Source organism: Amycolatopsis sp. NPDC005232 (assembly GCF_040607795.1).
In the GTDB taxonomy this organism is placed as follows: domain Bacteria; phylum Actinomycetota; class Actinomycetes; order Mycobacteriales; family Pseudonocardiaceae; genus Amycolatopsis.
This window is the reverse complement of record NZ_JBEXHL010000014.1, coordinates 164,965-189,921: the sequence shown is the minus strand read 5'-3', so window position 1 is coordinate 189,921 and position 24,957 is coordinate 164,965. Positions and strand designations below refer to the sequence as shown.

At 69.9% G+C, this 24,957-nt stretch carries 27 protein-coding genes; 18 read left to right on the top strand and 9 right to left on the bottom strand.

The genetic code is table 11. The features are described 5' to 3' along the window. The first annotated feature begins 118 nt into the window (after positions 1-118). Genes ABZU76_RS26410 through ABZU76_RS26390 form a run of 5 tightly spaced genes read left to right on the top strand, consistent with a single transcriptional unit; the run spans position 119 to position 5,401 of the window. Positions 119-1,663, top strand: a complete 1,545-nt coding sequence (locus tag ABZU76_RS26410; RefSeq protein WP_354874067.1) for an NCS1 family nucleobase:cation symporter-1 — start codon at positions 119-121, stop codon at positions 1,661-1,663. Next, the gene (locus ABZU76_RS26405) at positions 1,614-2,456 is read left to right on the top strand and encodes a nitrilase-related carbon-nitrogen hydrolase (RefSeq protein ID WP_354874065.1); all 843 of its coding nucleotides are present in this window, start codon (positions 1,614-1,616) and stop codon (positions 2,454-2,456) included. Before ABZU76_RS26410 ends, ABZU76_RS26405 begins: the two co-directional genes overlap by 50 nt. Next, on the top strand, positions 2,456-3,838 hold the full coding sequence (gene hydA / locus ABZU76_RS26400) for a dihydropyrimidinase (RefSeq protein WP_354874063.1): 1,383 nt from the start codon (positions 2,456-2,458) through the stop codon (positions 3,836-3,838). The genes ABZU76_RS26405 and hydA overlap by 1 nt, the downstream gene beginning before the upstream one ends. A gap of 10 nt (positions 3,839-3,848) precedes the next feature. Next, positions 3,849-4,847: a TIGR03842 family LLM class F420-dependent oxidoreductase gene (locus tag ABZU76_RS26395; protein ID WP_220242808.1), complete on the top strand. Its 999-nt coding sequence runs from the start codon at positions 3,849-3,851 to the stop codon at positions 4,845-4,847. 38 nt (positions 4,848-4,885) lie between these two features. Continuing rightward, positions 4,886-5,401 carry a pyridoxamine 5'-phosphate oxidase family protein gene (locus ABZU76_RS26390; RefSeq protein WP_354874061.1) on the top strand — a complete coding sequence of 172 codons (516 nt, stop codon included), beginning with the start codon at positions 4,886-4,888 and terminating at the stop codon, positions 5,399-5,401. 114 nt (positions 5,402-5,515) lie between these two features. Here ABZU76_RS26390 and ABZU76_RS26385 read toward each other — a convergent pair whose 3' ends face one another. From ABZU76_RS26385 to ABZU76_RS26370, 4 genes are all read right to left on the bottom strand, one after another. After that, the gene (locus ABZU76_RS26385; RefSeq protein WP_354874059.1) at positions 5,516-6,736 is read right to left on the bottom strand and encodes a serine hydrolase domain-containing protein; all 1,221 of its coding nucleotides are present in this window, start codon (positions 6,734-6,736) and stop codon (positions 5,516-5,518) included. Between the two features lie 10 nt (positions 6,737-6,746). Further along, positions 6,747-7,562, bottom strand: coding sequence for a siderophore-interacting protein (locus tag ABZU76_RS26380; RefSeq protein WP_354874057.1), 816 nt, complete (start codon positions 7,560-7,562; stop codon positions 6,747-6,749). A gap of 94 nt (positions 7,563-7,656) precedes the next feature. Further along, entirely contained in the window at positions 7,657-8,856 is a 1,200-nt protein-coding gene (locus ABZU76_RS26375) for an amidohydrolase family protein (protein ID WP_354874055.1), read from the bottom strand. A 36-nt stretch (positions 8,857-8,892) separates the two neighbouring features. Then, positions 8,893-9,300 (bottom strand): SgcJ/EcaC family oxidoreductase, encoded by a 408-nt coding sequence (locus ABZU76_RS26370; protein WP_354874053.1) that lies wholly within the window; start codon positions 9,298-9,300, stop codon positions 8,893-8,895. A 96-nt stretch (positions 9,301-9,396) separates the two neighbouring features. On the opposite strand from ABZU76_RS26370, the gene ABZU76_RS26365 reads away from it, so the two are divergent. Next, positions 9,397-10,104 carry a TetR/AcrR family transcriptional regulator gene (locus ABZU76_RS26365; RefSeq protein ID WP_354874051.1) on the top strand — a complete coding sequence of 236 codons (708 nt, stop codon included), beginning with the start codon at positions 9,397-9,399 and terminating at the stop codon, positions 10,102-10,104. On the opposite strand, the gene ABZU76_RS26360 is transcribed toward ABZU76_RS26365, so the two are convergent. Next, positions 10,094-11,014, bottom strand: coding sequence for an NADP-dependent oxidoreductase (locus ABZU76_RS26360; RefSeq protein WP_354874049.1), 921 nt, complete (start codon positions 11,012-11,014; stop codon positions 10,094-10,096). The genes ABZU76_RS26365 and ABZU76_RS26360 overlap by 11 nt on opposite strands. Before the next feature lie 72 nt (positions 11,015-11,086). Beyond that, the gene (gene hemW, locus ABZU76_RS26355) at positions 11,087-12,295 is read right to left on the bottom strand and encodes a radical SAM family heme chaperone HemW (RefSeq protein ID WP_354874047.1); all 1,209 of its coding nucleotides are present in this window, start codon (positions 12,293-12,295) and stop codon (positions 11,087-11,089) included. Between the two features lie 269 nt (positions 12,296-12,564). On the opposite strand from hemW, the gene ABZU76_RS26350 reads away from it, so the two are divergent. The 9 genes from ABZU76_RS26350 (at position 12,565) to ABZU76_RS26310 (ending at position 20,002) form a co-directional block, all read left to right on the top strand. Then, positions 12,565-12,651 (top strand): putative leader peptide, encoded by an 87-nt coding sequence (locus ABZU76_RS26350; RefSeq protein WP_354874210.1) that lies wholly within the window; start codon positions 12,565-12,567, stop codon positions 12,649-12,651. A 127-nt stretch (positions 12,652-12,778) separates the two neighbouring features. Further along, the gene (locus ABZU76_RS26345) at positions 12,779-14,470 is read left to right on the top strand and encodes a nitrite/sulfite reductase (RefSeq protein WP_354874045.1); all 1,692 of its coding nucleotides are present in this window, start codon (positions 12,779-12,781) and stop codon (positions 14,468-14,470) included. Further along, a complete protein-coding gene (locus ABZU76_RS26340; RefSeq protein WP_354874043.1) occupies positions 14,467-14,625 on the top strand; it encodes an Insertion element protein in 159 nt (52 codons plus the stop codon). The genes ABZU76_RS26345 and ABZU76_RS26340 overlap by 4 nt, the downstream gene beginning before the upstream one ends. Beyond that, a complete protein-coding gene (locus ABZU76_RS26335) occupies positions 14,622-15,317 on the top strand; it encodes a phosphoadenylyl-sulfate reductase (RefSeq protein ID WP_354874041.1) in 696 nt (231 codons plus the stop codon). Before ABZU76_RS26340 ends, ABZU76_RS26335 begins: the two co-directional genes overlap by 4 nt. After that, on the top strand, positions 15,230-16,312 hold the full coding sequence (gene cysD / locus ABZU76_RS26330; RefSeq protein ID WP_354874039.1) for a sulfate adenylyltransferase subunit CysD: 1,083 nt from the start codon (positions 15,230-15,232) through the stop codon (positions 16,310-16,312). Before ABZU76_RS26335 ends, cysD begins: the two co-directional genes overlap by 88 nt. Further along, positions 16,312-17,574, top strand: coding sequence for a GTP-binding protein (locus ABZU76_RS26325; RefSeq protein WP_354874037.1), 1,263 nt, complete (start codon positions 16,312-16,314; stop codon positions 17,572-17,574). Before cysD ends, ABZU76_RS26325 begins: the two co-directional genes overlap by 1 nt. Next, positions 17,571-18,299 carry a sirohydrochlorin chelatase gene (locus ABZU76_RS26320; protein ID WP_354874035.1) on the top strand — a complete coding sequence of 243 codons (729 nt, stop codon included), beginning with the start codon at positions 17,571-17,573 and terminating at the stop codon, positions 18,297-18,299. The genes ABZU76_RS26325 and ABZU76_RS26320 overlap by 4 nt, the downstream gene beginning before the upstream one ends. 188 nt (positions 18,300-18,487) lie before the next feature. After that, positions 18,488-19,114, top strand: a complete 627-nt coding sequence (locus ABZU76_RS26315; protein ID WP_354874033.1) for a cyclase — start codon at positions 18,488-18,490, stop codon at positions 19,112-19,114. A gap of 114 nt (positions 19,115-19,228) precedes the next feature. Then, a complete protein-coding gene (locus ABZU76_RS26310) occupies positions 19,229-20,002 on the top strand; it encodes an enoyl-CoA hydratase-related protein (RefSeq protein WP_354874031.1) in 774 nt (257 codons plus the stop codon). An 87-nt stretch (positions 20,003-20,089) separates the two neighbouring features. Here the strand turns inward: ABZU76_RS26310 and ABZU76_RS26305 are convergent, their stop codons facing one another. Genes ABZU76_RS26305 through ABZU76_RS26295 form a run of 3 tightly spaced genes read right to left on the bottom strand, consistent with a single transcriptional unit; the run spans position 20,090 to position 21,125 of the window. Beyond that, positions 20,090-20,455 carry a barstar family protein gene (locus ABZU76_RS26305; protein ID WP_354874029.1) on the bottom strand — a complete coding sequence of 122 codons (366 nt, stop codon included), beginning with the start codon at positions 20,453-20,455 and terminating at the stop codon, positions 20,090-20,092. After that, entirely contained in the window at positions 20,452-20,916 is a 465-nt protein-coding gene (locus ABZU76_RS26300) for a ribonuclease domain-containing protein (protein ID WP_354874027.1), read from the bottom strand. The genes ABZU76_RS26305 and ABZU76_RS26300 overlap by 4 nt, the downstream gene beginning before the upstream one ends. Before the next feature lie 11 nt (positions 20,917-20,927). Further along, positions 20,928-21,125 carry a hypothetical protein gene (locus ABZU76_RS26295; RefSeq protein ID WP_220242826.1) on the bottom strand — a complete coding sequence of 66 codons (198 nt, stop codon included), beginning with the start codon at positions 21,123-21,125 and terminating at the stop codon, positions 20,928-20,930. Between the two features lie 60 nt (positions 21,126-21,185). On the opposite strand from ABZU76_RS26295, the gene ABZU76_RS26290 reads away from it, so the two are divergent. The 3 genes from ABZU76_RS26290 (at position 21,186) to ABZU76_RS26280 (ending at position 24,905) form a co-directional block, all read left to right on the top strand. Continuing rightward, on the top strand, positions 21,186-22,151 hold the full coding sequence (locus ABZU76_RS26290) for a zinc-binding dehydrogenase (RefSeq protein WP_354874025.1): 966 nt from the start codon (positions 21,186-21,188) through the stop codon (positions 22,149-22,151). A gap of 160 nt (positions 22,152-22,311) precedes the next feature. Beyond that, positions 22,312-23,340, top strand: coding sequence for an alpha/beta fold hydrolase (locus tag ABZU76_RS26285; protein WP_354874023.1), 1,029 nt, complete (start codon positions 22,312-22,314; stop codon positions 23,338-23,340). A gap of 107 nt (positions 23,341-23,447) precedes the next feature. Further along, complete coding sequence (locus tag ABZU76_RS26280; protein ID WP_354874021.1) at positions 23,448-24,905, top strand: amino acid permease; 1,458 nt, start codon at positions 23,448-23,450, stop codon at positions 24,903-24,905. The last annotated feature ends 52 nt before the right edge of the window (positions 24,906-24,957 follow it).

Here is a 24,957-nt window from a genome sequence, read left to right as displayed (position 1 = left end):
GACGCACGTCATGCACTGCCGTGCGCCGAAACGCAATCGACAGTCTGCGCCGAGCGCACGCGAAGAGTGAACAGTCTGCCTCTGCCACCCGCCCTCGACCGGCGCGCAGGATTCCGCAATGGAGCCGACGACACGCGAACACGCCGACGGCCGCGTGGAACTCGCCGATGTGCGGTCCCTCGCGGGCAGCCGGTTCTTCAACGAGGAACTGGCCCCCGTCCCCGTCGCCAAACGCACCTGGACCACGTACAACTACTTCGCGCTCTGGATGGGGATGGCGCACAACATCCCCAGCTACGCCCTGGCCGCGTCGCTCATCGCGCTCGGCATGAACTGGGTCCAGGCGCTCATCACGATCACCATCGGCAACATCGTGGTGCTCGCGCCGATGCTGCTCAACAGCCACGCCGGCACGAAGTACGGCATCCCGTTCCCGGTGTTCGCCCGCGCGTTCTACGGCCTGCGCGGCGCGAACCTGGCCGCGCTGCTGCGCGCGTTCATCGCGTGCGGCTGGTTCGGCATCCAGACGTGGGTGGGCGGCGAGGCGATCTACGTGATCATCGGGCGCCTCGCCGGTTCCGGGTGGCGCGACGCGACGGTGGTGTGGGGCCAGCACTGGACGCTGTGGCTGAGCTTCGCCGTGTTCTGGATCGTGCAGATGCTGATCATCTGGCGCGGCATGGATGCGGTGCGCAAGTTCGAGAACTGGACGGCCCCGCTCGTGTCGGTCGGGTTCCTCATCCTGCTCGGCTACGTGCTCGTCAAGGCCGGTGGTCTGGGCCCGATCCTCGAAGACGGCGGCAAGCTCGGCTGGGGCAGGGACTTCTGGAAGGTGTTCGCGCCGTCGCTCATGGCGATGATCGCGTTCTGGTCCACCCTCTCGCTCAACATGCCGGACTTCACGCGCTTCGGCGGCAGCCAGCGCAAGCAGGTGCGCGGGCAGATCCTGGGCCTGCCGACCACGATGACGTTCATCGCGATCGTCGCGATTCTCACGACGTCGGGCGGGCACGTGCTCTACGGCGAGGACATCTGGGACCCCGCTCAGCTCGCCGACCGCTTCGCGAGCCCGGTCGTGGTGGTCGTGGCGCTGGTGGCACTGGTGCTGGCCACGATCTCGGCGAACCTGGCGGCCAACGTCGTGAGCCCGTCCTACGACTTCTCCAACGCCTTCCCGAAGCGCATCACTTTTGCGATCGGCGGCCTGATCACGGGCATCCTGGGCATCGCGATCCAGCCGTGGCGGCTCTACTCCGACCCGAGCATCTACATCTTCGCGTGGCTCGGGTTCTACGGCGGCCTGCTCGGCGCCGTCGCCGGTGTGCTCGTGGCCGGCTACTGGGTGGTCAACCGGACGCGGCTTCGGCTGCGCGACCTTTACACCCGCGACGGGATCTACTGGTTCCGCGGCGGCTGGAACTGGCGTGCCCTCGTCGCGACGCTGGTGGGCGCCGTGCTCGCGGTCGGCGGAGCCTACGGCGGACCGTTCCCCGCGGACGGTCTCATCCCGTTCCTCAAACCGCTCTACGACTACAACTGGGCGATCGGCTTCGCCAGCGCATTCCTCGTGTACGTGCTGCTCGCCCTGCCCCTGAAGAAGAAGGAGGAGACAAGTGAGCGACCTGGTTCGAGCCGGATTGATCCAGCAGCGGTGGACGGGTGACAAGGACTCGATGATCGCCAACGCCGTCGACGCCATCGGCAAGGCGGCCTCGCAGGGCGCCCAGGTCGTGTGCCTGCAGGAGCTGTTCTACGGCCCGTACTTCTGCCAGATCCAGGACGCCGACTACTACTCCTACACCGAGGGCATCCCCGACGGGCCGACCACGAAGCTCATGCAGGAAGTGGCCGAGCGCCACGGCGTGGTGCTGGTGGTGCCGATGTACGAGCAGGAGCAGCCGGGCGTCTACTACAACACCGCGGCGGTGATCGACGCGGACGGCAAGTACCTGGGCAAGCACCGCAAGAACCACATCCCGCAGGTGAAGGGGTTCTGGGAGAAGTTCTACTTCCGGCCCGGGAACATGGGCTACCCGGTGTTCGACACGGCGGTGGGCCGCATCGGCGTCTACATCTGTTACGAGCGCCACTTCCCCGAGGGCTGGCGCGCGCTGGGCCTGGCGGGGGCGAAGATCGTGTTCAACCCGTCGGCGACCAGCCGCGGCCTGTCGGAGTACCTGTGGCGCCTGGAGCAGCCGGCGGCCGCGGTGGCGAACGAGTACTTCGTGGGCACGATCAACCGCGTCGGCGTGGAACCCCTGGGCGACAACGACTTCTACGGCCAGTCGTACTTCGCGGACCCGCGCGGGCAGCTCGTGGGCGACCCCGCGTCGGACACCGAGGAGGAGATCGTGGTGCGCGACCTCGACATGGGCCGCCTCGCCGAGGTGCGCGACCTGTGGGCGTTCTACCGCGACCGCCGCCCGGACAGCTACGGACCCCTGACGGAGGCCTGATGACCACGCTTATCCAGGGGGGCCAGGTCGTCTCGCCGTCGGGCGCCGTGCTCGCCGACGTGCTGGTGGACGGCGAGCGCATCGCCGCCGTCGCCGCGCCCGGCGTGCTCAGCGCCGACGAGACGATCGACGCCACCGGAAAGTACGTGCTGCCCGGCGGGATCGACGCGCACACGCACATGGAGATGCCGTTCGGCGGCACGCACTCGGTGGACACGTTCGAGACCGGCACCACCGCCGCGGCGTGGGGCGGGACGACCACGATCATCGACTTCGCCGTGCAGGCCAAGGGCACGTCGTTGCAGTCCACACTGGACAAGTGGCACTCGAAGGCCGACGGCAACTGCGCGATCGACTACGGGTTCCACATGATCATGTCGGACGTGAACGACTCCACGCTGAAGGAAATGCAGTCCTGTGTGGACGCGGGCGTCGGTTCGTTCAAGATGTTCATGGCCTACCCGGGCGTGTTCTACTCGACCGACGGCGAGATCCTGCTCGCGATGCAGCAAGCGCGTGAGGTCGGCGCGACGATCATGATGCACGCGGAGAACGGCATCGCGATCGACCAGCTGGCCGCGCAGGCGGTGGCGGCGGGCAACGTCGACCCGTTGCAGCACGGCCTCACGCGGCCGCCGCAGCTGGAGGCCGAGGCGACGTCGCGGGCCATCACGCTCGCGGCCGTGACGGGCGCGCCGCTCTACATCGTGCACCTCTCGGCGTCGCAAGCGCTCGCGGCCGTGGCGGAGGCGCGCAGCGACGGGCAGAACGTGTTCGCCGAGACGTGTCCGCAGTACCTGTACCTGTCCATCGAGGACCTGGCGCGGCCGGGCTTCGAGGGCGCCAAGTTCGTGGCGTCGCCGCCGTTGCGGGACAAGTCGCACCAGGCGGACCTGTGGCGCGGACTGCGGACCAACGACCTGTCGGTGGTGTCCACGGACCACTGCCCGTTCTGCTTCAAGGACCAGAAGGAGCTCGGCCGCGACGACTTCCGCGCCATCCCCAACGGGATGCCGGGCGTCGAGCACCGGATGGATCTGCTGCACCAGGGCGTGGTCGCAGGCGAGATCACGCTGGGCCGCTGGGTCGAGACGTGTTCGGCGACGCCGGCGCGGATGTTCGGGCTGTACCCGCGCAAGGGTGTGATCGCGGCCGGGTCCGACGCGGACATCGTGGTCTACGATCCCGCGGCGACGCAGACGTTGTCGGCTTCGACGCACCACATGAACGTGGATTACTCGGCATATGAAGGGTTTTCCCTCACCGGGAAGGTCCACACTGTCCTGTCGCGGGGCCGGGTCGTGGTGTCGCCTTCGGGCTTCAGTGGGTCTGCCGGGCACGGTCAGTTCTTGTCCCGTGGGCTGAATCAGTACCTTCGTTAGGGAGTGCGCCTTGGATTTCGGGATCGTGCTGCAGACGGACCCGCCGGCGTCGGACGTCGTGCGGCTGATGAAGGCCGCGGAGGACCAGGGGTTCCGATACGGCTGGACGTTCGACTCGTGCGTGCTGTGGCAGGAACCGTTCGTGATCTACTCACGGATCCTGGCGGAGACGTCGTCGCTGGTGGTGGGGCCGATGGTCACCTCGCCGGCCACGCGCGACTGGTCGGTGATGGCGTCGACCTTCGCCACGCTCAACGACATGTACGGCAACCGCACGGTGTGCGGCATCGGCCGCGGCGACTCGGCGCATCGCGTCGTCGGCAACCCACCGTCCACTTTGGCCACGGTGCGCGACTGCATGCGCGTGGTGCGCGACCTCGCCGAGGGGCGCGAGGTCACGATGAACGACACGGCCGTGCGCATCCCGTGGATTCGCAACGGGCGGTTGGAGATGTGGATGGCCGGGTACGGGCCGAAGGCGCTGAAGACCGTGGGCGAGCACGCCGACGGCTTCATCCTCCAGTGCGCCGACCCGGCCATCGCGCGCTGGACGATCGGCGCGGTGCGTGAGGCCGCGCGCGCCGCCGGGCGCGACCCGGGTGGCATCACGATCTGCGTGGCCGCGCCCGCGTACGTCGGCGAAGACCTCGCCCACCAGCGCGAGCAGCTGCGCTGGTTCGGCGGCATGGTCGGCAACCACGTCGCGGACCTCGTCGCGCGCTACGGCGATTCCGGCCCGGTGCCACACGAGCTCACCGACTACATCCGCGCCCGCACCGGCTACGACTACAGCCACCACGGCCGCGCCGGCAACCCGTCCACCGACTTCGTGCCGGACGAGATCGTCGACCGGTTCTGCCTGCTCGGGCCCGCCCCCGCGCACATCGCGCGCCTGCAGGAGCTCGCTGAGCTGGGCGTGAACCAGTTCGCCCTCTACCTGATGCACGACGAACGCGAGAAGACGCTCGCCGCGTACGGCGGACAGGTCGTCGGCGAGCTCACGGCTTAGGGCTGTCGATTCTCGGTGTCGCCGTTCGACGCGTTGACATGACTGAACCCCAACGCACCCGAAACCTGGACATCTACGGCCACGCCGAACTCCCCTGGAGCCGCGCCCGCGACGCCCTCATCCCTTCGCCGAGCGCCGACCTGACCTTCTTCCTCACCACCGTCCGCCCCGACGGCCGTCCCCACACGGCCGGTGTGGGCGCCATCTGGGACTCCGACGCCCTGTACTTCACCAGCGGTCCGGGCACCCTGAAGTCGCGTCTCGTGGCATCCCGTGCGTCCTGCAGTGTGGGCGTCCGCTTGCAGGGCATCGACTTGACGTTGGAAGGCTTCGCCGGCCGCGTCACCGACGCCACCACCGTCGCCCGCCTCGCCGCCGTCTACCACGCCAACGGCTGGCCGGTCACCGCCGACGGGGACACCTTCACCGCGCCGTACAGCGCGCCGAGCGCGGGTCCGCCGCCTTGGTACGTCTACCGTCTGGACCTGCGCACCGCCGTGGGCGTCGCGACGGCCGAGCCTCATGGCGCGACGCGGTGGGACTTCGCCCAGTGACCCAGCCAACCCGCGGTTTGCCGGCGGGGCGCCGAAGCGGCCCGCCGGCAAGTCGCGAACCGGTGCGGGGAGAGTGAACCAGGTCGAGGCCCGACGCCGGTCAAAGAACGCCGGTCAGTCGACCAGCGCTTGATACACCAACTGCCGCAACTGCTGCCGGATCGGATGTGTGCTCGACGGCAGCAGCTGCGTGTAGAACGCCACCGTCAGATCCTCGTCCGGATCCACCCAGAACGCGGTCGACGCGGCCCCGCCCCACGCGTACTCGCCGGCGCTCGACAGGGTCTTCGCCTTCACCGGGTCCTCCAGCACCGAGAAGCCCAGGCCGAACCCGAAGCCGTCGAACGGCATCTCCGCGAACAACGGCCGCCCGTAGGACTCCAGGTCGACGTGGCCCGGCAGGTGGTTGCTCGCCATCATCGACACCGTCCGCGGCCCCAGGATCCGCGCGCCGTCCAGAGCGCCGCCGCGCAGCAGCATCTGTGTGAAGCGGTGGTAGTCGGCGGCGGTGGACACGAGCCCGCCGCCGCCTGAGAACGAGTCCGGGCGCGCAACGCCGATGGAGCCGAAAGCCTCGTTCCGGGTGGGCAGCTTGGTGCGCGGATGCGCGACATAAAGAGCCGCCAGCCGGTCCGTGTCCTTGGTGAAGAAGCCCGTGTCCGTCATGCCCAGCGGCCCGAAGATCCGCTCCGCGAAGACCTCGTCCAAGGGCTTGCCCGCGAGCACCTCCACGAGGCGGCCGAGGACGTCCGTGGACACCGAGTAGTTCCATTCGCTGCCCGGCTGGAAGACGAGCGGGAACTCGGCCAGGGCGCGGGTCGCGGCGGCCAGGTCCAGACCGGGCGGGGTGCCCCATTCGAAGCCCGCCGCGCGGTAGATCGCGTCGATGGGGTGTGTGTGGTGGAAGCCGTAGGTCAGGCCGCTGGTGTGGGTGAGCAGGTGCCACAGGCGAATGGGCTCGGTCGCCCGCACCGTCATCGGACTCAGCGCCGAGCCCTTCACGTACACCTGCGGCGCCGCGAACTCCGGCAGCCAGCGGGAAATCGGGTCGTCGAGGTCGATGGCGCCTTCCTCGACGAAGGTCATCGCCGCCACCGAGGTGATCGGCTTGGTCATCGAGAAGATGCGCCAGAGGGTGTCGTGCTCCACGGGGGCGCCCGATTCGACGTCCCGCTTGCCGTGGGAAGCGACGTGGACGATGCGCCCGTGCCTGCTCACCACCGCGAGGTAACCGGGCAGCCGCCCGTCGTCCACATAGGCGTCGAACAGCCGGTCGATCCGCTTCAGACGGTCAGCGTCGAACCCCGCCGAAGACGGGTCGGTCTCCAGGTTCATGCCGGCGACATTACGCCCTTTCGCGCGCCCGCTCGGCCGCCTTCTCCTCGCGCCACGCCTCGTCGTTCTTGCCCTCGCGCCAGTACCCGGAGATCGACACCGACTCCTTCGGCACACCGCGCTCGGCGAACAGGTAGCGCCGCAACTCGCGCACGAACCCGGCCTCGCCGTGGACGAACGCGTGCACGTCCTCCGCCGGCCACGGCAGCGCCTTCACGGCGGCCGCGAGGTCCGCGCCGGACGACCGGTGCAGCCACGTGATCTGCGCGTCGGCCTTCGTCACCAGCGGCTGCTCCTCCGAAGCGTCGGACACGAGCAGGAAGACGTGCGCCCGGGCACCGGCCGGCATGACCTCCAGCGACGCGGCGATGGCCGGCAGCGCGGCTTCGTCGCCCACGAGCAGGTGCCAGCCCGCGTCGGCGCGCGGCGCATACACGCCACCGGGGCCCGAGAGCAGCAGCTCGTCGCCCGGCTGCGCCCGCATCGCCCACGGGCCGGCCAGCCCCTCGTCGCCGTGCACCACGAAGTCGAGCACTAGCTCGCCGGCCGATGCGTCGTAGGACCGCACGGTGTACGAGCGCATCCGCGGGCACTGCTCACGCGGCAGTTCCGCGCGGATGCGCTGCAGGTCGAACGGCTCCGGGTACTCGACGCCCGGCACCTTGAAGATCACCTTCACATACGCGTCGGTGAACGCGTTGGGCTGGAAATCGCGCAGGCCTTCGCCCCCGGCCACGATCCGGATCATGTGCGGGGTCAGGTTCTCCTTGCGCAGAACCGACAAGCGCACGCCCGGGTTCCCCTTGCGCGCCGGAGCATCGGCCATCGGACACCACCCAATCACTAAGGCTTACCTAATCTTGCTCCCACCGTACGCGCCCGCCCCCGGTCCCGACCAGCGGCACTGGTCACGCCGCAGGTCAGAGAACGGCGAGCCCGTCGGCCACCACCACGCCGTCGTGCAGCACGGTCCGGTCCCGGCCGCGGTCCATCACCGCGCTCGTCGGCGTCTCCCCGTCCACCAGGACGAGGTCCGCCCGGTCGCCCGCCGCGAGCCCCGGGCGGTCCGACACCCCGGCCAGGCGGGACACGTCGTGGCTCATGATCGACGCCCCGCCCATCGTCGCCACGGCCAAGGCCAGCTCGACGTGGTCGTCCCGGCGGAACCCGCGCGTGAACGCCAGCTGCCAGGTCCGGTCCAGCAGATCGCAGTTGCCGTACGGGCTCCAGTAGTCACGCTGCCCGTCCTCCCCCAGGCCGATCCGCACGCCGGCGGAAACGAGGTCCAGCAAGGAAAGCTGTCCGGCGGAAGACGGCGCCACCGTGGTCATCGCGACGTCCAGCTCGGCGAAGTCGTCGATCACCCGGCGGCTCACCGACTCGGAAATCGAGCCCAGGTCGTACGCGTGCGACATCGTCACCTTGCCGCGCAGGTCCAGCGCCCGGACGCGCTCGAGCACCAGGTCCGTCGAGAACAGGCCGAGGTGGCCCGGCTCGTGCAGGTGGATGTCCACTTCGACCTGGTGCTTCTCCGCGAGGCCGAACACCGCGTCCAGGTGGCCCTTCGGGTCGCGGTCCAGCGTGCACGGATCAATGCCGCCGATCACGGTCGCGCCGGACCGCAGTGCTGCGTCCAGGACGTCCAGCGTGCCCGGTTCGCGGAGGATCCCCGCCTGGGCGAACGCCATCACGTGCACCTCGGCCCGGTCCGCGAACTTCTCCTTCGCGGCCAGCACGGCGTCGAGCTTCTCCAGCCCGCAGTCGACGTCGACCTGGGCGTAGCTGCGGACCCGCGTGGTGCCGTGGGCGATCATCCGCTCCAGCGTGCCCGCCACCCGTTCCGGCAGCGGCACCTCCGCCGACCGCCAGTTCTCGCGGTCGTTCGTCATCATCGCCCACACGCCGGGGCCGCCGGTGTGGGGACGGAACGGCAGGCCGATCCGCGTCGAATCCAGGTGCACGTGGACGTCGCTGAACGACGGGAACAGCAGCCGGCCCCGGCCCTCCACAGCACCGGGTGCCGGCGCCGGGTCGTGCGGGCGGACCGCCGCGATGCGGTCGCCGGTCAGCTCGACGTCGCTGCGCTCGCCGCCCCAGGGTCGGACATCACGGATCAACACAGGCAAGACCGTAGCGCGGCCGTCCGGCAAAACTCGTCACGCCGCCGCGCGCGGATCGCTCACCCGGGTGTTCTGGAATTCCGTGATCAACCAGCCCGCTTCCGAGCGGACCAGCACGAACGTCACCGTGCTCTCGCGCCCCTGGGCCACGGCGTCGCCCCCGTCGAGCGCCGAACCGCCGCCGGACACGACGATCGCGACGTCCTCGCGCGGGAAGCGCACCGACGCGTCGCCGGGTCCCCCGATCGTCGAACCCCGCAGCGGCCCTTCGAACAACGCGCGGTGCGAGCTCTCGATCAGCTCTCGACCGGGCAGCTGCATCCCGAAGAACGTCACGTAGTCGGCGTCCTCGGTGAACAGGCTCGCGTACGCGGCGGCGTCGCCGCTGTTCCACGCGTCGGCGAGACGGCTGAGCACGGCGAGGACTTCTTCTCGATCGGTCATGGTGAGCTCCTTGTCGAACGGTGTTCGCCTTAACGAACACTGTTCTATCGACGAACGCCGTTCGAGTCAAGGCCCGATTCGTCTAGGCTGCTGTCCATGACCGTCCCGCCCCCGCCGTGGCGCCGTAGCCCGAGCCCCCGCCGGCGCGCCGAAAAGCCGGTGCTGTCACGGGATCTGGTGGTGAAGACGGCGCTGCAGATGCTCGCCGCCGAGGGCTTCGAAGCCGTGTCGATGCGACGGATCGCGCAGCAGCTGGAGACCGGACCCGCGTCGCTCTACGCACACGTGGCCAACAAGGAGGAGCTCGACGAGCTCATGCTCGACGCGGTCCTCGGCGACGTGCCGGTGCCGGAACCGGATCCGGAAAACTGGACCGAGCAGGTGAAAGAGCAGGTGCGGCAGCAGGTCCGCGCGATGGTGGCCTACCCGGGCATCGCCAAGGTCGCGTGGAACACGCCGGTGCCCGTCACGCCGAACTCGCTGCGCCAGGGCGAAGCGATGCTCGCGATCCTGCGCGCCGGGGGCCTGAATCTGAAACAGGCGGTGTACGCGGGCGACGCGTTGAGCTTGTACGCCAAGGCCTATGCCTACGAGGCGAGCAGCTGGACGTTCGGCGACTACGACGAGGCGGAAGTCGCCGAACGCGGCCGTCAGATGGCCGACTACATGCGGTCCCTGCCGGCCGGCGCGTTCCCGAACCTGTTGCAGTCCGGGCAGTTCTTCACCGGCGAGACGAGCAAGGACCGCTTCGAGTTCGCCCTCGCGATGTTCGTGGGCGGACTGCAGGGCCTCGTCAGGGCTTGAGCACGATCTTGCCGCGCGTGTGGCGCTGCTCCAGCTCGCGGTAGGCGTCCTGCACCCGCGCCAGCGGGTACGTGGCCGCGACCGGCACCTCGAGCAGGCCCTTGTCCACCAGCGCGGCGAGGTCGCGCATGACCTCGGCGCTCGCGGCGGCCATGTTGCCGTCGGTCTTCACGTTGAACTTCTGCGCGGCGGCGAAGTCGATCACGGTGTCGATCCGTCCCGTGTAGACACCCAGGCGCAGCGCCAGCTCGACGTACCCGTCGCCGTAGGTGTCGATGAACGCGTCGACCTTGCCCTCGGCGACCTCGCGGATCCGCTCTTCGAGGCCCTCGCCGTAGGCCACCGGGAGCACGTCCTGCTCCTTCAGCCACGCGTGGTTGGCCTCGCTCGCGATCCCGACCACGGTCGCGCCGGTGAGCTTCGCCAGCTGCACGACCAGGGAGCCGACGCCGCCCGCGGCACCGGACACCACGAGGGTGTCGTCCTCGTGCAGGCCGGTCGCGCGCACCGCGGCGTATGCGGTGGTGCCGGCGACGAACAGCCCGCCCGCCGCTTCCCACGACACGCCGCTGGGCTTCGGCGTCAGGTTTTCGGCGTCGACCAGCACGAACTCGGCCTGGCTGGCGCGCGTGTGCACGAAGCCGATGACCTCGTCGCCGACCTGGATCTCTTCGACGTTCGGACCCAGCTCGGCGACCACGCCGGCGAGGTCACTGCCCTGCCCGGACGGGAACGTCGAGGGGAACTGCTGCGCGAAGACGCCTTCGCGGATGGCGGCTTCACCGGGGTTGATCCCGGCGGCCCTGACCTCCACGAGCACCTGGCCGGGGCCGGGCACCGGACGCGCGACTTCTTCCACCCGCAGGACGTCGATCCCGCCGTGTTCGCTGTACCTGACCGCCTGCGGCATGCGCGACTCCCTCGCTCGTCGATACTTCGACCAACGAACCATCCGCCGGGTTTATGCCCGCTGAGCGAAAATTCAGCCGGCCAGGCGCCGGACCACACCGTCGGCGAGCAGCCGCCCGCGGTCCGTCAGCACGGCGCGGCCGCGACTGTCCAGAACGGACGGTTCCAGGAGTCCTTCCGCCGCCGCGGCACGGGCTTCGGCGATGCCCCCGGCGTCGAGTGCGTCGAGCGCGAGTCCTTCCGCGACACGGAGTTCGAGCATGATGCGTTCGAGGTGGCGGTCGGATTCGGTAAGCAGCTCACGGCCGGCTTCCGGGCTGCTTCCCTCGGCAAGCCGCGACGCGTACTTGGCCGGGTGCTTGACGTTCCACCAGCGCACGCCGCCCACGTGGCTGTGCGCGCCGGGGCCCGCGCCCCACCAGTCGCCGCCCTGCCAGTAGCCGAGGTTGTGCCGGCAGCGGGCCGCGTCGTCCGTGGCCCAGTTGGACACCTCGTACCAGCGCAGGCCTGCGGCCGAGAGCACGGAGTCGATCATCTCGTAATCGGTGGCGAGCACGTCGTCGTCGGGCGCGGGCAGCTCGCCGCGGCGCACGCGGCGGGCGAGGGCGGTGCCCTCCTCCACGATCAGCGCGTACGCCGACACGTGGTCCACGCCCGCGGACAGCACGGCGTCGAGCGAGGCCCGCAGGTCCTCCGGGCGCTCGCCGGGGGTGCCGTAGATCACGTCGAGGTTCACGTGCTCGAACCCGGCGGCCCTGGCCTCGCGCGCGGCGTCCACGGGCCGGCCGGGCGTGTGCACGCGGTCGAGCACCTGCAGCACGTGCTTCGCGGCCGACTGCATCCCCAGCGACACCCGCGTGTACCCGGCCGCCCGGATGCGCTCGAAGAACTCCGGCGAGGTCGACTCGGGGTTGGACTCGGTCGTCACCTCGGCGCCCGGCGCCAGCCCGAACGCGCCGCGCACGACGTCCAGCACCTCCGCCAGCCCGTCGGCCCCCAGCAACGACGGCGTGCCCCCGCCCACGAACACCGTGTCGGCCGCGGGCGGCTCCCCCAGCACCCGCGCGGCCAGGTCCAGCTCGCTGCGCAACCCGTCGAGCCACGACTTCGGCGACGCCGCGGACCCCAGCTCACCGGCGGTGTAGGTGTTGAAGTCGCAGTACCCGCAGCGCGTCGCGCAGAACGGCACGTGCACGTAGACGCCGAACGGCCGCCGCCCCAGCCCCTTCAGGGCGCTTTCGGGCAATCCGGTCTCGGCAGGCAGTTCGGCTACGTCAGGCACGACGTCCATTGTCCCTCGCCCTGAGCCGGTGTTCCCCCGGCCCCGGGCCACCCGGGCGGAAGTTCGGCGGCCGAACGAACCACACCGGCACCCCACCCGGCCCGAACCACGGCCGAGGAGCCGCCCAGAGCATCCACGCCGCGCCGCAAAACCGCAGGCAGCGAGCCCGCTCACCCACACCGGCGACCCACGCGCAAGCCCCCCGACAAGGCCCTCCCACCATCCGGACGCGTTTGAACCACGTTCTGAAGGCGTGGTTATCTGGGCCGGTGAGTCCTGCCGGTGTCCTTCTCGTGGCGCGCCGCCACGTCGACCTTCTGCGGGTCGCGAGCGCGCTCTGCCGGCCTGCCCGCTGACTCCCGACGCCCGACCCCAGCCCACCACATCTGGACCGCAGGCGCCGGACCCGCCGCGATCCCCGTTGCCCGCCACGAAGCGGCACAACCGGAACGGCGCCCGGAGCCACTAACCGGAGGACTCCTCATGGCCTCACCCACGCGCGAAACCCCCGCGAAGAGCCGGCCGCGGCAGAAGCGCGGCGAGGGACAGTGGGCGCTCGGCTACCGAGAGCCGCTGAACCCCAACGAGCGGTCGAAGAAAGACGATAACCCGCTCAACGCCCGCGCACGCATCGAGAACATCTACGCCCGTGGCGGCTTCGACTCGATCGACCCGGGTGACCTGCGCGGCCGCTTCCGCTGGTTCGGCCTCTACACCCAGCGCAAGGAAGGCATCGACGGTGGCCGCACGGCCACGCTCGAGCCCGAAGAGCTGGACGCCCGCTACTTCATGATGCGCGTGCGCCTCGACGGCGGCCTGCTCACCACGCAGCAGCTCGCCGTGCTGGCGGAGATCTCGCAGACGCACGCGCGCGGCACCGCCGACATCACCGACCGGCAGAACATCCAGTACCACTGGATCCGGATCGAGGACGTCCCCACGATCTGGCAGAAGCTCGAGAACGCGGGCATGACCACGATGGAGGCGTGCGGCGACAGCCCGCGCGTGATCCTGGGCTCGCCCGTCGCCGGGATCGCGGCCGACGAGATCATCGACGGCACCCCCGCCATCGAGGAGATCAAGCGCCGCTACATCGGCGACCCGCAGTACGCGAACCTGCCGCGCAAGTTCAAGACCGCCGTGTCGGGTCAGCAGGACGTGGCGCACGAGATCCACGACGTCGCGTTCGTCGGCGTTAACCACCCCGAGCACGGCCCGGGCTTCGACGTCTGGGTCGGCGGCGGCCTGTCCACCAACCCGATGATCGGCCAGCGCCTCGGCGCCTGGGTTCCGCGCGACGAGGTGCCGGACGTGTGGGAAGGCGTGATCAGCGTCTTCCGCGACTACGGCTACCGCCGCCTGCGCTCGCGCGCCCGCATCAAGTTCCTGGTCAAGGACTGGGGCGCCGCGAAGTTCCGCGAGGTCCTGGAGGAGAAGTACCTCAAGCGCCCGCTGCTCGACGGCCCCGCACCCGAGGTCCCGCCCGCCCCGATCGACCATGTCGGCGCGCACAAGCAGGTCGACGGCAAGTTCTACGTCGGCGCCGCGCCCGTCGCCGGCCGCGTGAACGGCGAGACGCTGCTGGCCGTGGCCAAGGCCGCCGAACGCGCAGGGTCCCAGCGCGTGCGCCTGACCCCGCAGCAGAAGCTCGTGGTCCTCGACGTGCCCGAGGCCGAGGTCCCGGGCCTGGAGACGGAGCTGAAGGAGCTGGGCCTGCACACCAAGCCCTCGCCGTGGCGGCGCAGCGTGATGGCGTGCACCGGGCTGGAGTTCTGCAAGCTCGCGATCGTCGAGACGAAAGCCCGCGCGCTGGCGCTGGTGACCGACCTCGAGAAGCGCCTCGCCGACGTCCAGGGCGATCTGGAGAACCCCGTCAGCGTGCACCTCAACGGCTGCCCCAACTCGTGCGCCCGCATCCAGACCGCCGACATCGGGCTCAAGGGCCAGATCGTCACCGACGCCGACGGCCGCCAGGTCGAGGGGTTCCAGGTGCACCTCGGCGGCGGTCTCGGCCTCGACGCCGGGTTCGGCCGCAAGCTGCGGGGGCACAAGGTCGTCGCCGACGAGCTGGTCGACTACGTCGAGCGCGTGGTTCGCGCCTACCTCGACGGCCGTGAGCCCGGCGAGCGTTTCGCGCAGTGGGTCGGGCGCGCCGACGAGAGCCTGCTGCAGTGACCTCGACGGAACGAGCGGTGCCCTACTATTGCCCGTTCTGCGGTGACGAGGACCTGCGCCCCGCCGAAGACGGCGGCTGGCTCTGCGGTGCGTGCCGGCGCGGATTCTCGGTGAAGTTCCACGGACTGTCCCTACCGGAGGAGACGCTCGGATGACGGCCACAGCTGACTACCGGACCCTGGCCGAACGCGCGGAGAAAGAGCTGGCCCAGGCCACGGCGACCGAAGCCCTGCGCTGGACGGTCGAGCAGTTCGGCGACGACTTCATCGTCGCGTCGAACATGCAGGACGCCGTGCTCATCGACCTGGCCACCCAGGTCAAGTCCGATGTGGACGTTTTGTTCCTCGAGACCGGGTACCACTTCCCGGAAACGATCGGCACGCGCGACGCCGTGCAGACCGTGTACCCCGACGTGACGATCGTCAACGCGCAGGCCGAGCAGAGCGTGGCCGAGCAGGACGCCGAGTACGGCAAGAACCTCTTCGAGCGCGACGCCACCCAGTGCTGTTTCCTGCGCAAGGTCGTGCCGCTGCGCGACACGCTGGCGAAGTACTCGGCGTGGGTCACCGGTGTGCGCCGTGTGGACGCGCCGACGCGCGCGAACACCCCGATCGTCACCTGGGACGAGCGCAACGGCCTGGTGAAGGTCAACCCGCTCGCCGCGTGGACCGACGACGAGTTCAACGGCTACATCCACGACCACGGCGTGCTCGAAAACCCGTTGGTGTCGGTGGGTTATCTGTCCATCGGCTGCGCGCCGTGCACGGCGAAGGTCGAGGCCGGGCAGGACCCGCGCAGCGGCCGCTGGGCCGGCCAGTCGAAGACCGAGTGCGGACTGCACGGCTGATGGCGAACACAGAAGGACCGATGACCACCCTGACTGTGTCCTCTGGGGCCGAGCCCCAGACCCCGGCCCGGGGGCAAGCCCCCCTGGACGCCCCCACCGCGATCGCAAGCGACAACCTGGCCGCCCTCGAGTCCGAAGCCATTCACATCTTCCGTGAGGTGGCGGGTGAGTTCGACCGGCCGGTGATCTTGTTTTCCGGGGGTAAGGACTCGACGCTGCTGCTGCATTTGGCGATCAAAGCGTTCTGGCCGGCGCCGGTGCCGTTTCCGTTGCTGCACGTGGACACCGGGCACAACTTCGACGAGGTGATCGAGTTCCGCGACCGTGTCGTGGAGAAGTACGGGCTGCGTCTGGTGGTGGCCAAGGTGCAGGAGTGGATCGACGACGGCCGTCTCGAGGAGCGCGCCGACGGTCTGCGCAATCCGTTGCAGACGACGCCGTTGCTGGACACGATCGCGGCGAACAAGTTCGATGCGGTGTTCGGCGGTGGCCGCCGTGACGAGGAGCGGGCGCGGGCGAAGGAGCGGATCTTCAGTCTGCGTAACTCCTTCGGGCAGTGGGAGCCGCGTCGGCAGCGCCCGGAGCTGTGGAACCTCTACAACGGCCGGCACCGTCCCGGTGAACAGGTGAGGGTGTTCCCGCTGTCCAACTGGACCGAAGCGGACGTGTGGAACTACATCGCGCGGGAGAAGGTCGATCTTCCGTCGATCTACTATGCCCACCGGCGCGAGGTGTATCAGCGCGACGGTATGTGGCTGGCCGAAGGCCCCTGGGGCGGACCCCGGGCCGAGGAACAGGTGCGGGAGCTGTCGGTGCGCTATCGCACCGTGGGCGACGGCTCGTGCACGGGTGCGATCGAGTCGACGGCAGTGACCGTGGCGGAGGTGATCGCCGAGGTGTCCGCGTCGCGGCTGACCGAGCGTGGTGCGACCCGGGCGGATGACCGGATGTCGGAAGCGGCCATGGAAGACCGCAAGCGGGAAGGCTACTTCTGATGAGTTCGCTGCTGAGGCTCGCCACTGCGGGCAGCGTCGACGACGGCAAGTCCACTCTGGTCGGGCGGCTGTTGTATGACACGAAGTCGGTGCTGGCCGACCAGCTCGACGCCGTCACCCGCGCGTCGGTGGACAAGGGACTGTCCACTCCGGACCTGTCGCTGCTTGTGGACGGGCTGCGTTCCGAGCGGGAGCAGGGCATCACCATCGACGTCGCCTACCGCTACTTCGCCACCCCGAGGCGTTCGTTCGTGCTGGCCGACACGCCGGGGCATGTGCAGTACACGCGCAACACCGTCACCGGTGCCTCGACCGCGCAGCTGGCGGTGTTGCTGGTCGACGCGCGCAAGGGCGTCGTGGAACAGACCCGCCGCCACGCCGCGGTGCTCGCACTGTTGGGGGTGCCGCGGCTGGTGTTGGCGGTGAACAAGATCGACCTCGTCGACTACGACGAGGAGACGTTCTCCGTGATCGCCAAGGAATTCGCCGCCCACGCCGAATCCCTGGGCTACGACCACGGCACCGTCGTCACCATCCCCGTCTCCGCACTGGAAGGCGACAACGTCGCCACCACATCCGAGCGCACCCCCTGGTACGACGGCCCGACGCTGCTGGAGCACCTCGAGACCGTGCCCGCCGCGCCCGACCCGCACGAGGCGGCGTTCCGCTTCCCGGTGCAGTACGTGATCCGGCCGCGCACGCCCGAGTACCTCGACTACCGCGGCTACGCCGGGCAGATCGCCGCCGGCACCATCCGCCCGGGCGACGAGATCGTGGTGCTGCCCGCCGGGCTGCGCAGCACGGTCGAGCGCATCGACACCGCCGACGGGCCGCTGGACGAGGCGGGCGCCGGCACGTCCGTGACCCTGCTGCTGGCCGACGACCTCGACATCTCCCGCGGCGACCTCATCGCCACGGCCGACCGTCAGCCCCGCGTCACCGACGAGCTCACCGCGACACTGTGCTGGCTCTCGTCGAAGCAGCTCAAGCCGGGCGCGCGCGTGCTCGTGAAGCACGGCACGCGCACGGTCCAGGCGATCGTCACCGAGCTCACCGCCCGCTTCGACGAGCAGACATTGTCCAGTGTGGACGATCCGGACTCGTTGGACCTCAACGACATCGGCCGAGTGGAGCTGCGCCTGGCCGAACCGCTGGGCGTGGACGACTACACCGACAGCCCCCGCACGGGCGCGTTCCTCGTCATCGACCCGAAGGACGGCGACACGCTCGCCGCCGGGCTGATCGGCGAACGGTTCCCGTGACAGCTCCTCTCGTCCCCGTCGCGCACGGCAGCCGCGACCCCCGCTCGGCCGCGACCGTGCGGGGGCTCGTGGAGCGCGTGCGCGCGCAGGCACCGGGGATCGAGGTCTACGAGTCCTTCCTGGACCTCTCCGAACCACGGGTCACCGATGTCCTGCGGCGCCTCTACACACAGGGGCACCGCGCCGCCGTCGTGGTGCCGCTCCTGCTCGGCAGCGCGTTCCACGCACGCGTGGACCTGCCCGCGCTCGTGGCCGAGGTCCGGGCGGAGTGCCCGGGGTTCGACGTGCGCGTGTCCGACGTCCTGGGCGTCGACCCGGTGCTGGAACGCGTCGCGCTCGACCGGCTGTCCGGAGCCGGCCTTGGCCACGGCGACGGGGTCGTGGTGAGCGCCGTCGGTTCGTCGAACGCCGGAGCCAACGCGGCCGTCGCCGACCTGGCCGCCCGCTGGGAAGGCGAGCTGGGGCTGCCGGTCACGGAGGCGTTCGCGAGCGCGGCGCAGCCCGACGTGCCCGCCGCCGTGGCGCGGCTGCGGACGCGGGGCGTGCAGCGGATCGCCGTCGCGTCGTGGTTCCTCGCGCCCGGCTTGCTGCCGGACCGCATCGCGGTGCACGCCCGCGAGGCCGACCGCGCCGTGTTCGTCGCCGAACCGCTGGGCACCGACCCGCGCGTGGCCGCCGCCGTGCTGCACCGCTACGCGGACGTCGTGACCCGGATACCGCTTTAGTAGCACGCTCCTGCGCAGGTCAGCGCATAAAGATGAATCCGATACGCGTTTTGGGTGGCACTGGTTGCCAGATCTTCACCGTCCGCGCATGGGAACGGGAAATTCTTGACGAGCTACGTGACTCGCCGGTAACTATCTAAGCGTCGCGCGACTTCCCCCCGTCCTCGCACCGGAAACAGGTGGAGCACATGAAGTCAGCCCTGCGCAAGATCGTTCCCGTGGCCGCGCTCGCCGCCGTCGGCGTGCTCGGTTTCGCCGTCCCCGCCTCGGCGGCCACCACCGTCTCGTTCGACTGTCAGGCCGACGCGCCGATCGTCGGCCCGCAGCAGGTCAGCCTCACCCAGGACGCCGACGTGACGGCGCCCGCGACCGTCGCCCCCGGTGGTGCACTCGACGTCGTGGTCGACCCGGCGGCGAACTCCGTGCCGGCCACCGTGAGCAGCTACAAGGTCAAGCAGATCAAGGACTTCGCCCTGAAGATCCCCGTGCCGGCGAACTCCACGTTCGTCGGCGCCGACCTCGCGGGCGGCTCGGGCCTCGGCTCCACGGCGCCGAAGCTCACGGTGGCCGGCGGCGTCGCCACGCTGTCGTTCCCGGGCCCGATCGCGGGCGGCGCGACGTTCGAGCTGCCGACCGTGACCGTGCACCTCACGGCGGGCGCGTCCGGCACCATCGAGACGAAGCTGGCCGGCTCCAGCTATGCCGACCCCGGCCTCACCTTCACCGCCGTGGTCAACCAGCTGATCGACATCTCGGCGCCGACCGCGTGTTTCCCGTCGCCTAGCCCGATCTTCACGACCACCACGATCGGCTGACCCGCCGGAGGTTGACCCGCCGGAGGTTGAACACTGTCGGGGGCCGCCCCCATCGCGGCGGCCCCCGACGCACGTCACAGGCCCCTCCTCCGGCCCGTGTGCGATTGTGGTGCCATGGTTGACGAACTGGTGCACTACGACGTGGTGGGCGGCACCGCCACGATCACCCTCGACTCCCCTCACAACCGCAACGCCCTGTCCGCGCAGCTGCGCCGCGAGCTCTCCGGGTCGCTGGACAAGGCCGTCGCCGACGACGCCGTGCGGGTGGTGCTCCTGACGCACACCGGCCCGGTCTTCTGCGCCGGCATGGACCTCAAGGAGGCGCGCGGCGCCGGGACCGGTGACCAGGGCGTGAACGAGTTCCCGAAGATCCTCGAGCAGCTCTGGACCAGCCCGAAGCCCGTGGTCGCGCGCCTGGCCGGCCCCGCCCGCGCCGGCGGCATCGGCATGGTCGCCGCGTGCGACATCGCGGTCGCGGTACCCGAGGCGACGTTCGCGTTCTCCGAGGTCCGCATCGGCGTGATCCCGGCCGTGATCTCGTTGACGGTGCTGCCGCGGCTGAACCCCCGCGCCGCGCACGAGCTGTTCCTCACCGGCGACGTGTTCGACGCGCAGCGGGCCGTGGAGATCGGCTTGCTCAACGCCGCCGTGCCCGCCACCGAGCTCGACGAGACCGTGGAGCGGTACCTGAAGTCGCTGACGCTCGGCGGTCCGAAGGCGTTGGCAGCGACCAAAACCCTGCTGAGCAAGCCACGTCCGGCCACGCCGTCGGAAGGCTTCGCGGCGATGAACGAGCTGTCCGCCGGGTTCTTCGCCAGCGAGGAAGGCCAGGAAGGCATTCTCGCCTTCGCCCAGAAGCGCAAGCCGAACTGGGTCCCCGAAGACTGAAGCACCCCAATGTGGCGTTCGGTGCGCTGAACGCAACGAACGCCGCATTGGTTGCGCTCAACGCACCCAATGCCGCATTGGGGCGTGTTACGAGTTGGCGAGAACGACCGTCAGCTGCCAGGAACCCGCTTTGCCGTCCACCGGGCCGAGCGCCCGCTGAGCGTCGGACAGCACGCTGCGGATCGCCAGGTAGTTCTTCGGTTCGGCCTGGCGCAAGGCTTCCGAGCCGCTCCAGATCAGCACGTGCTCACCCGCGGGCAGCCACGACAGGTCCGTGAGCATGTCGTACAACGCGTCGAGGTTGCGGCCGAAGTAGTCCGGAAAGGACATCGCCTTCGCGATCGCGTCGAGCGTGGAGGCCTTGTCCACCGTGCCGCCGTTGACCAGGTGGGGATACGCGCCCCGCGCGAAGGCCTCGTCCGCGGCGGCCTTCGCCTCGTCGGCCGGCGTCACCGGCTCGGGTCCACGACGACGAACGACGCGTAGTGGTCGCCGGTGTAGAACAGTTCCTTGGCCTGCCCCGTGACCAGGCGGCGCGGGCCGCGGTCGGGGCTCTTCGGCGTGGTCACCGTGAACTCGTGGTAGTAACCGGATTGCTTCCGCGGCAGCACTTTCTCACGATTCTCGAACACGACGTTGTCGTTGCGCGGATAGGGGTACGGCCCGCCCGCCTCGATCAGCTTCCACGTGTCGCGTGCCTGCGAGGGCAAGCCGGACAACGGTTTCACCGGCAACCCGGAGTCGCCGCCGGGCAGCTTCGCGGCGACGCCCGAAGCGCCGGCCGGGGCGGAGGTGCTCGGCGTGGCGGGGGCCGACGAGGACGAGTCCCCGACGTTCTCCTTCACGAGCCAGCCCGCGAGCACCAGCACGAGGAGACCGACGAGTGCGGCGGTGATCCGCCTACGGTTGACCATGGGGAGTGAGCCTAAGAGGGCGGGTTGTCGTCGTCGCGGGCCGGGCCGAACCAGCGGGCGAAGCGGCCCACGAGCTTGTCGATGACCCACGCGAAGAGCAGGCACAGCGGTACCAGCACGACCATGACCAGCACGAACTGGACGGGGAACCAAGCCTGGGCGAGCCACAGCTCGACCCCGTCCCACCAGTCAGCCAGCCCGTTGAACACGAGTGTGAGCCTACGCGCGCCAGGCTGCGTCGGCGCGCCCAGGGGCGGTAGGTTGCTGCCATGTTCGCCGTATACGCGAAGGAACCCAACGCCGAGGCCCCGCTCGACTCTCTCGTCGCCGGCGAGCGGCCCGAGCCCGAGGTGCCCGAAGGCTGGGTCCGGGTGCACGTCAAGGCCGCCAGCCTCAACATGCACGACCTGTGGACACTGCGCGGCGTCGGCATCAAGCCCGACCAGTTCCCGATGATCCTGGGCTGCGACGGTGCCGGCACGCTCGACGACGGCACCGAGGTCGTCCTCCACTCCGTCGTCAACGCGCCGGGCTGGCAAGGCGACGACACGCTCGACCCGAAACGCACCCTGCTGACCGAGAAGCACCAGGGCACGTTCGCCGAGCAGGTCGTGGTGCCCGCGCGCAACGCGGTGCCCAAGCCGGCCGACCTCACCTTCCCCGAAGCGGCGACGATGGGCACGGCCTGGCTCACCGCGTACCGGATGCTGTTCGTGAAGTCCGGCCTGCGCCCCGGCCAGACGATGCTGGTGCAGGGCGCCTCCGGCGGCGTGTCCACGGCGCTCATCGCGCTCGGGCGCGCGGCGGGCTTCCGCGTGTGGGTGACCGGCCGCAGCGAGGAGAAGCGCGCGGTGGCCGAGAGCGTCGGCGCGCACCAGACGTTCGAGTCCGGCGCCCGGCTGCCCGAGCGCGTCGACGCGGTGTTCGAGACCGTGGGCAAGGCCACGTGGGCGCACACCCTGAAGTCGCTCAAGCCGGGCGGCATCGTGGTGGTGTCGGGGTCCACGAGCGGCCCGGACCCGTCCGCGGACCTGCAGCGCGTGTTCTTCCTGCAGTTGCGCGTCGCCGGCTCGACCATGGGCACGCGCGACGAGCTGGCCGACATGCTCAGCTATCTCGATCTCAAGGGGATCAAGCCCCGGATCGGGACCGAATTGCCGCTCGCCGAAGCCGAAGCGGGCTTCCGCGCGATGCTCGACGGCGAGACCGCGGGCAAGATCGTCTTCACCCGCTGAGTCGACAGAACTCCTCCGGCCTGGGCTTTTCCGTCACGGATCAGCCCAGGCCGGTGCTTTTACGCCGCATTCCGTTAACCGTCAACACCCCGAGTTCGCAATCGGCTTGTTACCCCCAAAGTTCGACCAGAACTCGACCTTGAACGGTTAACCTGTAGACATGACCGCATCGAAGCGGCCCGCACCCGCTGTCCGGGGCGGCCGGCCCAGCAGCGAACCGGATCCCGTCCGGGTCACCTTCCGGCGCTTCGCCGGAGTGCGGACGCGGGTGCTCGAAGTCGGTCCGCCGGTGGTGGAAGCCGAGGCGCCCAAGCGGTCGCGCAAGCGCGGCACCGAGAAGCCCCGCGCACCCCGGCTCGTTCTTCTCCACGGCTACTGCGACAGCGCCGACACCTGGCGTCCCGTGCTGGCCGAGCTCGCCGCCGCAGGCATCGCGGCCGTCGCCGTGGACCTGCCCGGCTTCGGCGACGCCCAGCCCCTGCGCCCGGGCCCCATGCTCCCCCAGCTCGACGCGTTCGCCGCCGCCGTGGTGCGCGAGCAGGCCGTGCTCGGACCCGTGGTGCTGGCCGGCAACTCCCTCGGCGGCACGCTCGGCCTGCGCGCGGCACAGAACCCCCGGCTGCCGCTCGTCGGCGTCGTGTCGATCGCCGCGCCCGGCTTCGTCGACTCGTGGCTCGTCCGTACCGTCGCGCGCAACCCGTTGCCGCTGCGGCTGTACTCCGCGCTCCCCCTGCCCGTGCCTGGCTTCCTGGTCCGCGCGGTCGCCGAACAGGTCGTACCCCGCCTGCTGTATGCCGACGCGGGCACCGCCGACGCCGGCCAGGTAAGCCGCTTCACCACGCTCTTCCCCGACTACCGCGCCACCACCTCCCGCCTCGAGCAGGCGCGCCAGCTCGTCACCGAGCTCGCCGACGCTTACCAGCTCGACCGCGTGCACGTCCCGCTCCTGGTCGTGGCCTGTGGCAAGGACAAGCTCGTGTCCTCGGCCGCCGGACGCCGCCTGCACACCCTCGTGCCGCACAGCCGCCTGCTCGTCCGCGAAGACTGGGGCCACTGCCCCCAGCTGGACGACCCGCCCGAGATCGCCGAGCTCCTCACCTTCTTCGCCGCCGGCGCCGTCCGCTCCGGCGACGTGAAACGCCCGGCCCGCGCCGCTTCGCAAGCCGCGGAGGACACGGTGGCGGGCTGAGATCCCGCCCGCTTCGGAAGATCGGTGACACAGCGGACACGGCCTAGTACGGTGCGCTGCCAGAGCCCGTGACCCGGGCTCGGCTCACAACGTATGAGGAGACATCGATGTCCGCTCCGCGCAGCCTGGGAACAGGGTCCGGCATCTTCCGGCGCAAACCGATCGAGACGATCGAGAGCGGCGGTGACGGCCTGCAACGCACACTGGGGCTGCGCCAGCTGACGGCGATCGGTGTCGGCGGCATCATCGGTGCCGGGATCTTCTCCCTGGCGGGCGCGGTGGCCAACCAGACGGCCGGCCCCGCCGTGCTGATCTCGTTCCTCATCGCGGGTATCGCGAGCGCGGCGGCGGCGTTCTCGTACGCGGAGTTCGCCGGGCTGATCCCGCGCGCCGGCTCGGCCTACACCTACGGCTACGCAGTACTGGGCGAGATCGTCGGCTGGTTCATCGGCTGGGACCTGCTGCTGGAGTACACCGCGATCGTGGCGGTGGTGGCCATCGGCATCTCCGGCTACTTCAACGACCTGCTGGGCTTCCTACACGTCTCGCTGCCGCAGTGGATGTCAGGCGCGCCCGGCACTGAGCCCGAAGGCGTGGCGCACGGTTCGTACGTGGTGAACCTGTTCGCCGTGGTGCTGTGCCTGCTCATCGCGTTCATCCTCAACCAGGGCATGAAAAACGCGGCGCGGTTCGAGACACTGCTGGTGTACCTGAAGGTCGCGCTCGTGGTGCTGGTGATCGTGGTCGGCGCCTTCCACATCAAGACGGGCAACTACAGCAACTTCTTCCCCTTCGGTGTCAGCGGCGCATTCACGGGTGCGGCCACGGTCTTCTTCGCCGTCTTCGGCTACGACGCCATGTCGACCGCGGCCGAGGAGTCGAAGGACTCGCAGAAGCACATGCCGAAGGCGATCCTGTACTCGCTCGCGATCTCGATGGTGCTGTACGTGCTCGCCTGCCTCGTGCTCACGGGAATGGTGAACTTCAAGGACATCGACCCGGAGGCGGCGTTCTCGAGCGCGTTCGCCTCGGTAGGGCTGGGCTGGCTGGGCGCGGTGATCGCGGTCGGCGCCATCATCGGCATCCTCACCGTGCTGTTCACCTTCCTGCTCGGCGCCACGCGCGTCGGCTACTCCATGAGCCGCGACGGCCTGCTGCCGAAGTGGTTCGGCAAGACGCACCCGGTGCGCAAGGTGCCCACACGCACCACGTGGATCCTCGGTGTGGCGTCGGCGATCATCGCCGGGTTCCTGCCCATCGGCGAGGCCGCGGAGCTGACCAACATCGGCATTTTGCTGGCGTTTGTGGTGGTGTGCATCGCGGTGATCGTGTTGCGGTACAAGCGGCCGGACCTGCCGCGAACGTTCCGGACGCCGGGGATGCCGGTGGTGCCGATCATCGGGGTGGTGTTCTCGATCTGGCTGATCACGTTCCTGAAGCCGGAGACGTGGTTGAGGTTCGCGATCTGGTTCGTGATCGGGATGGGTGTGTATTTCGGGTACAGCCGTCGGCATTCGGTGTTGGCGCGCGGCGACGACACCGATCGGGAGTCCACTTCGGACTGAGATCTCGGAGGGTGCGGCGGGGAAAGCACCCCAATGTGGCGTTGGTTGCGTT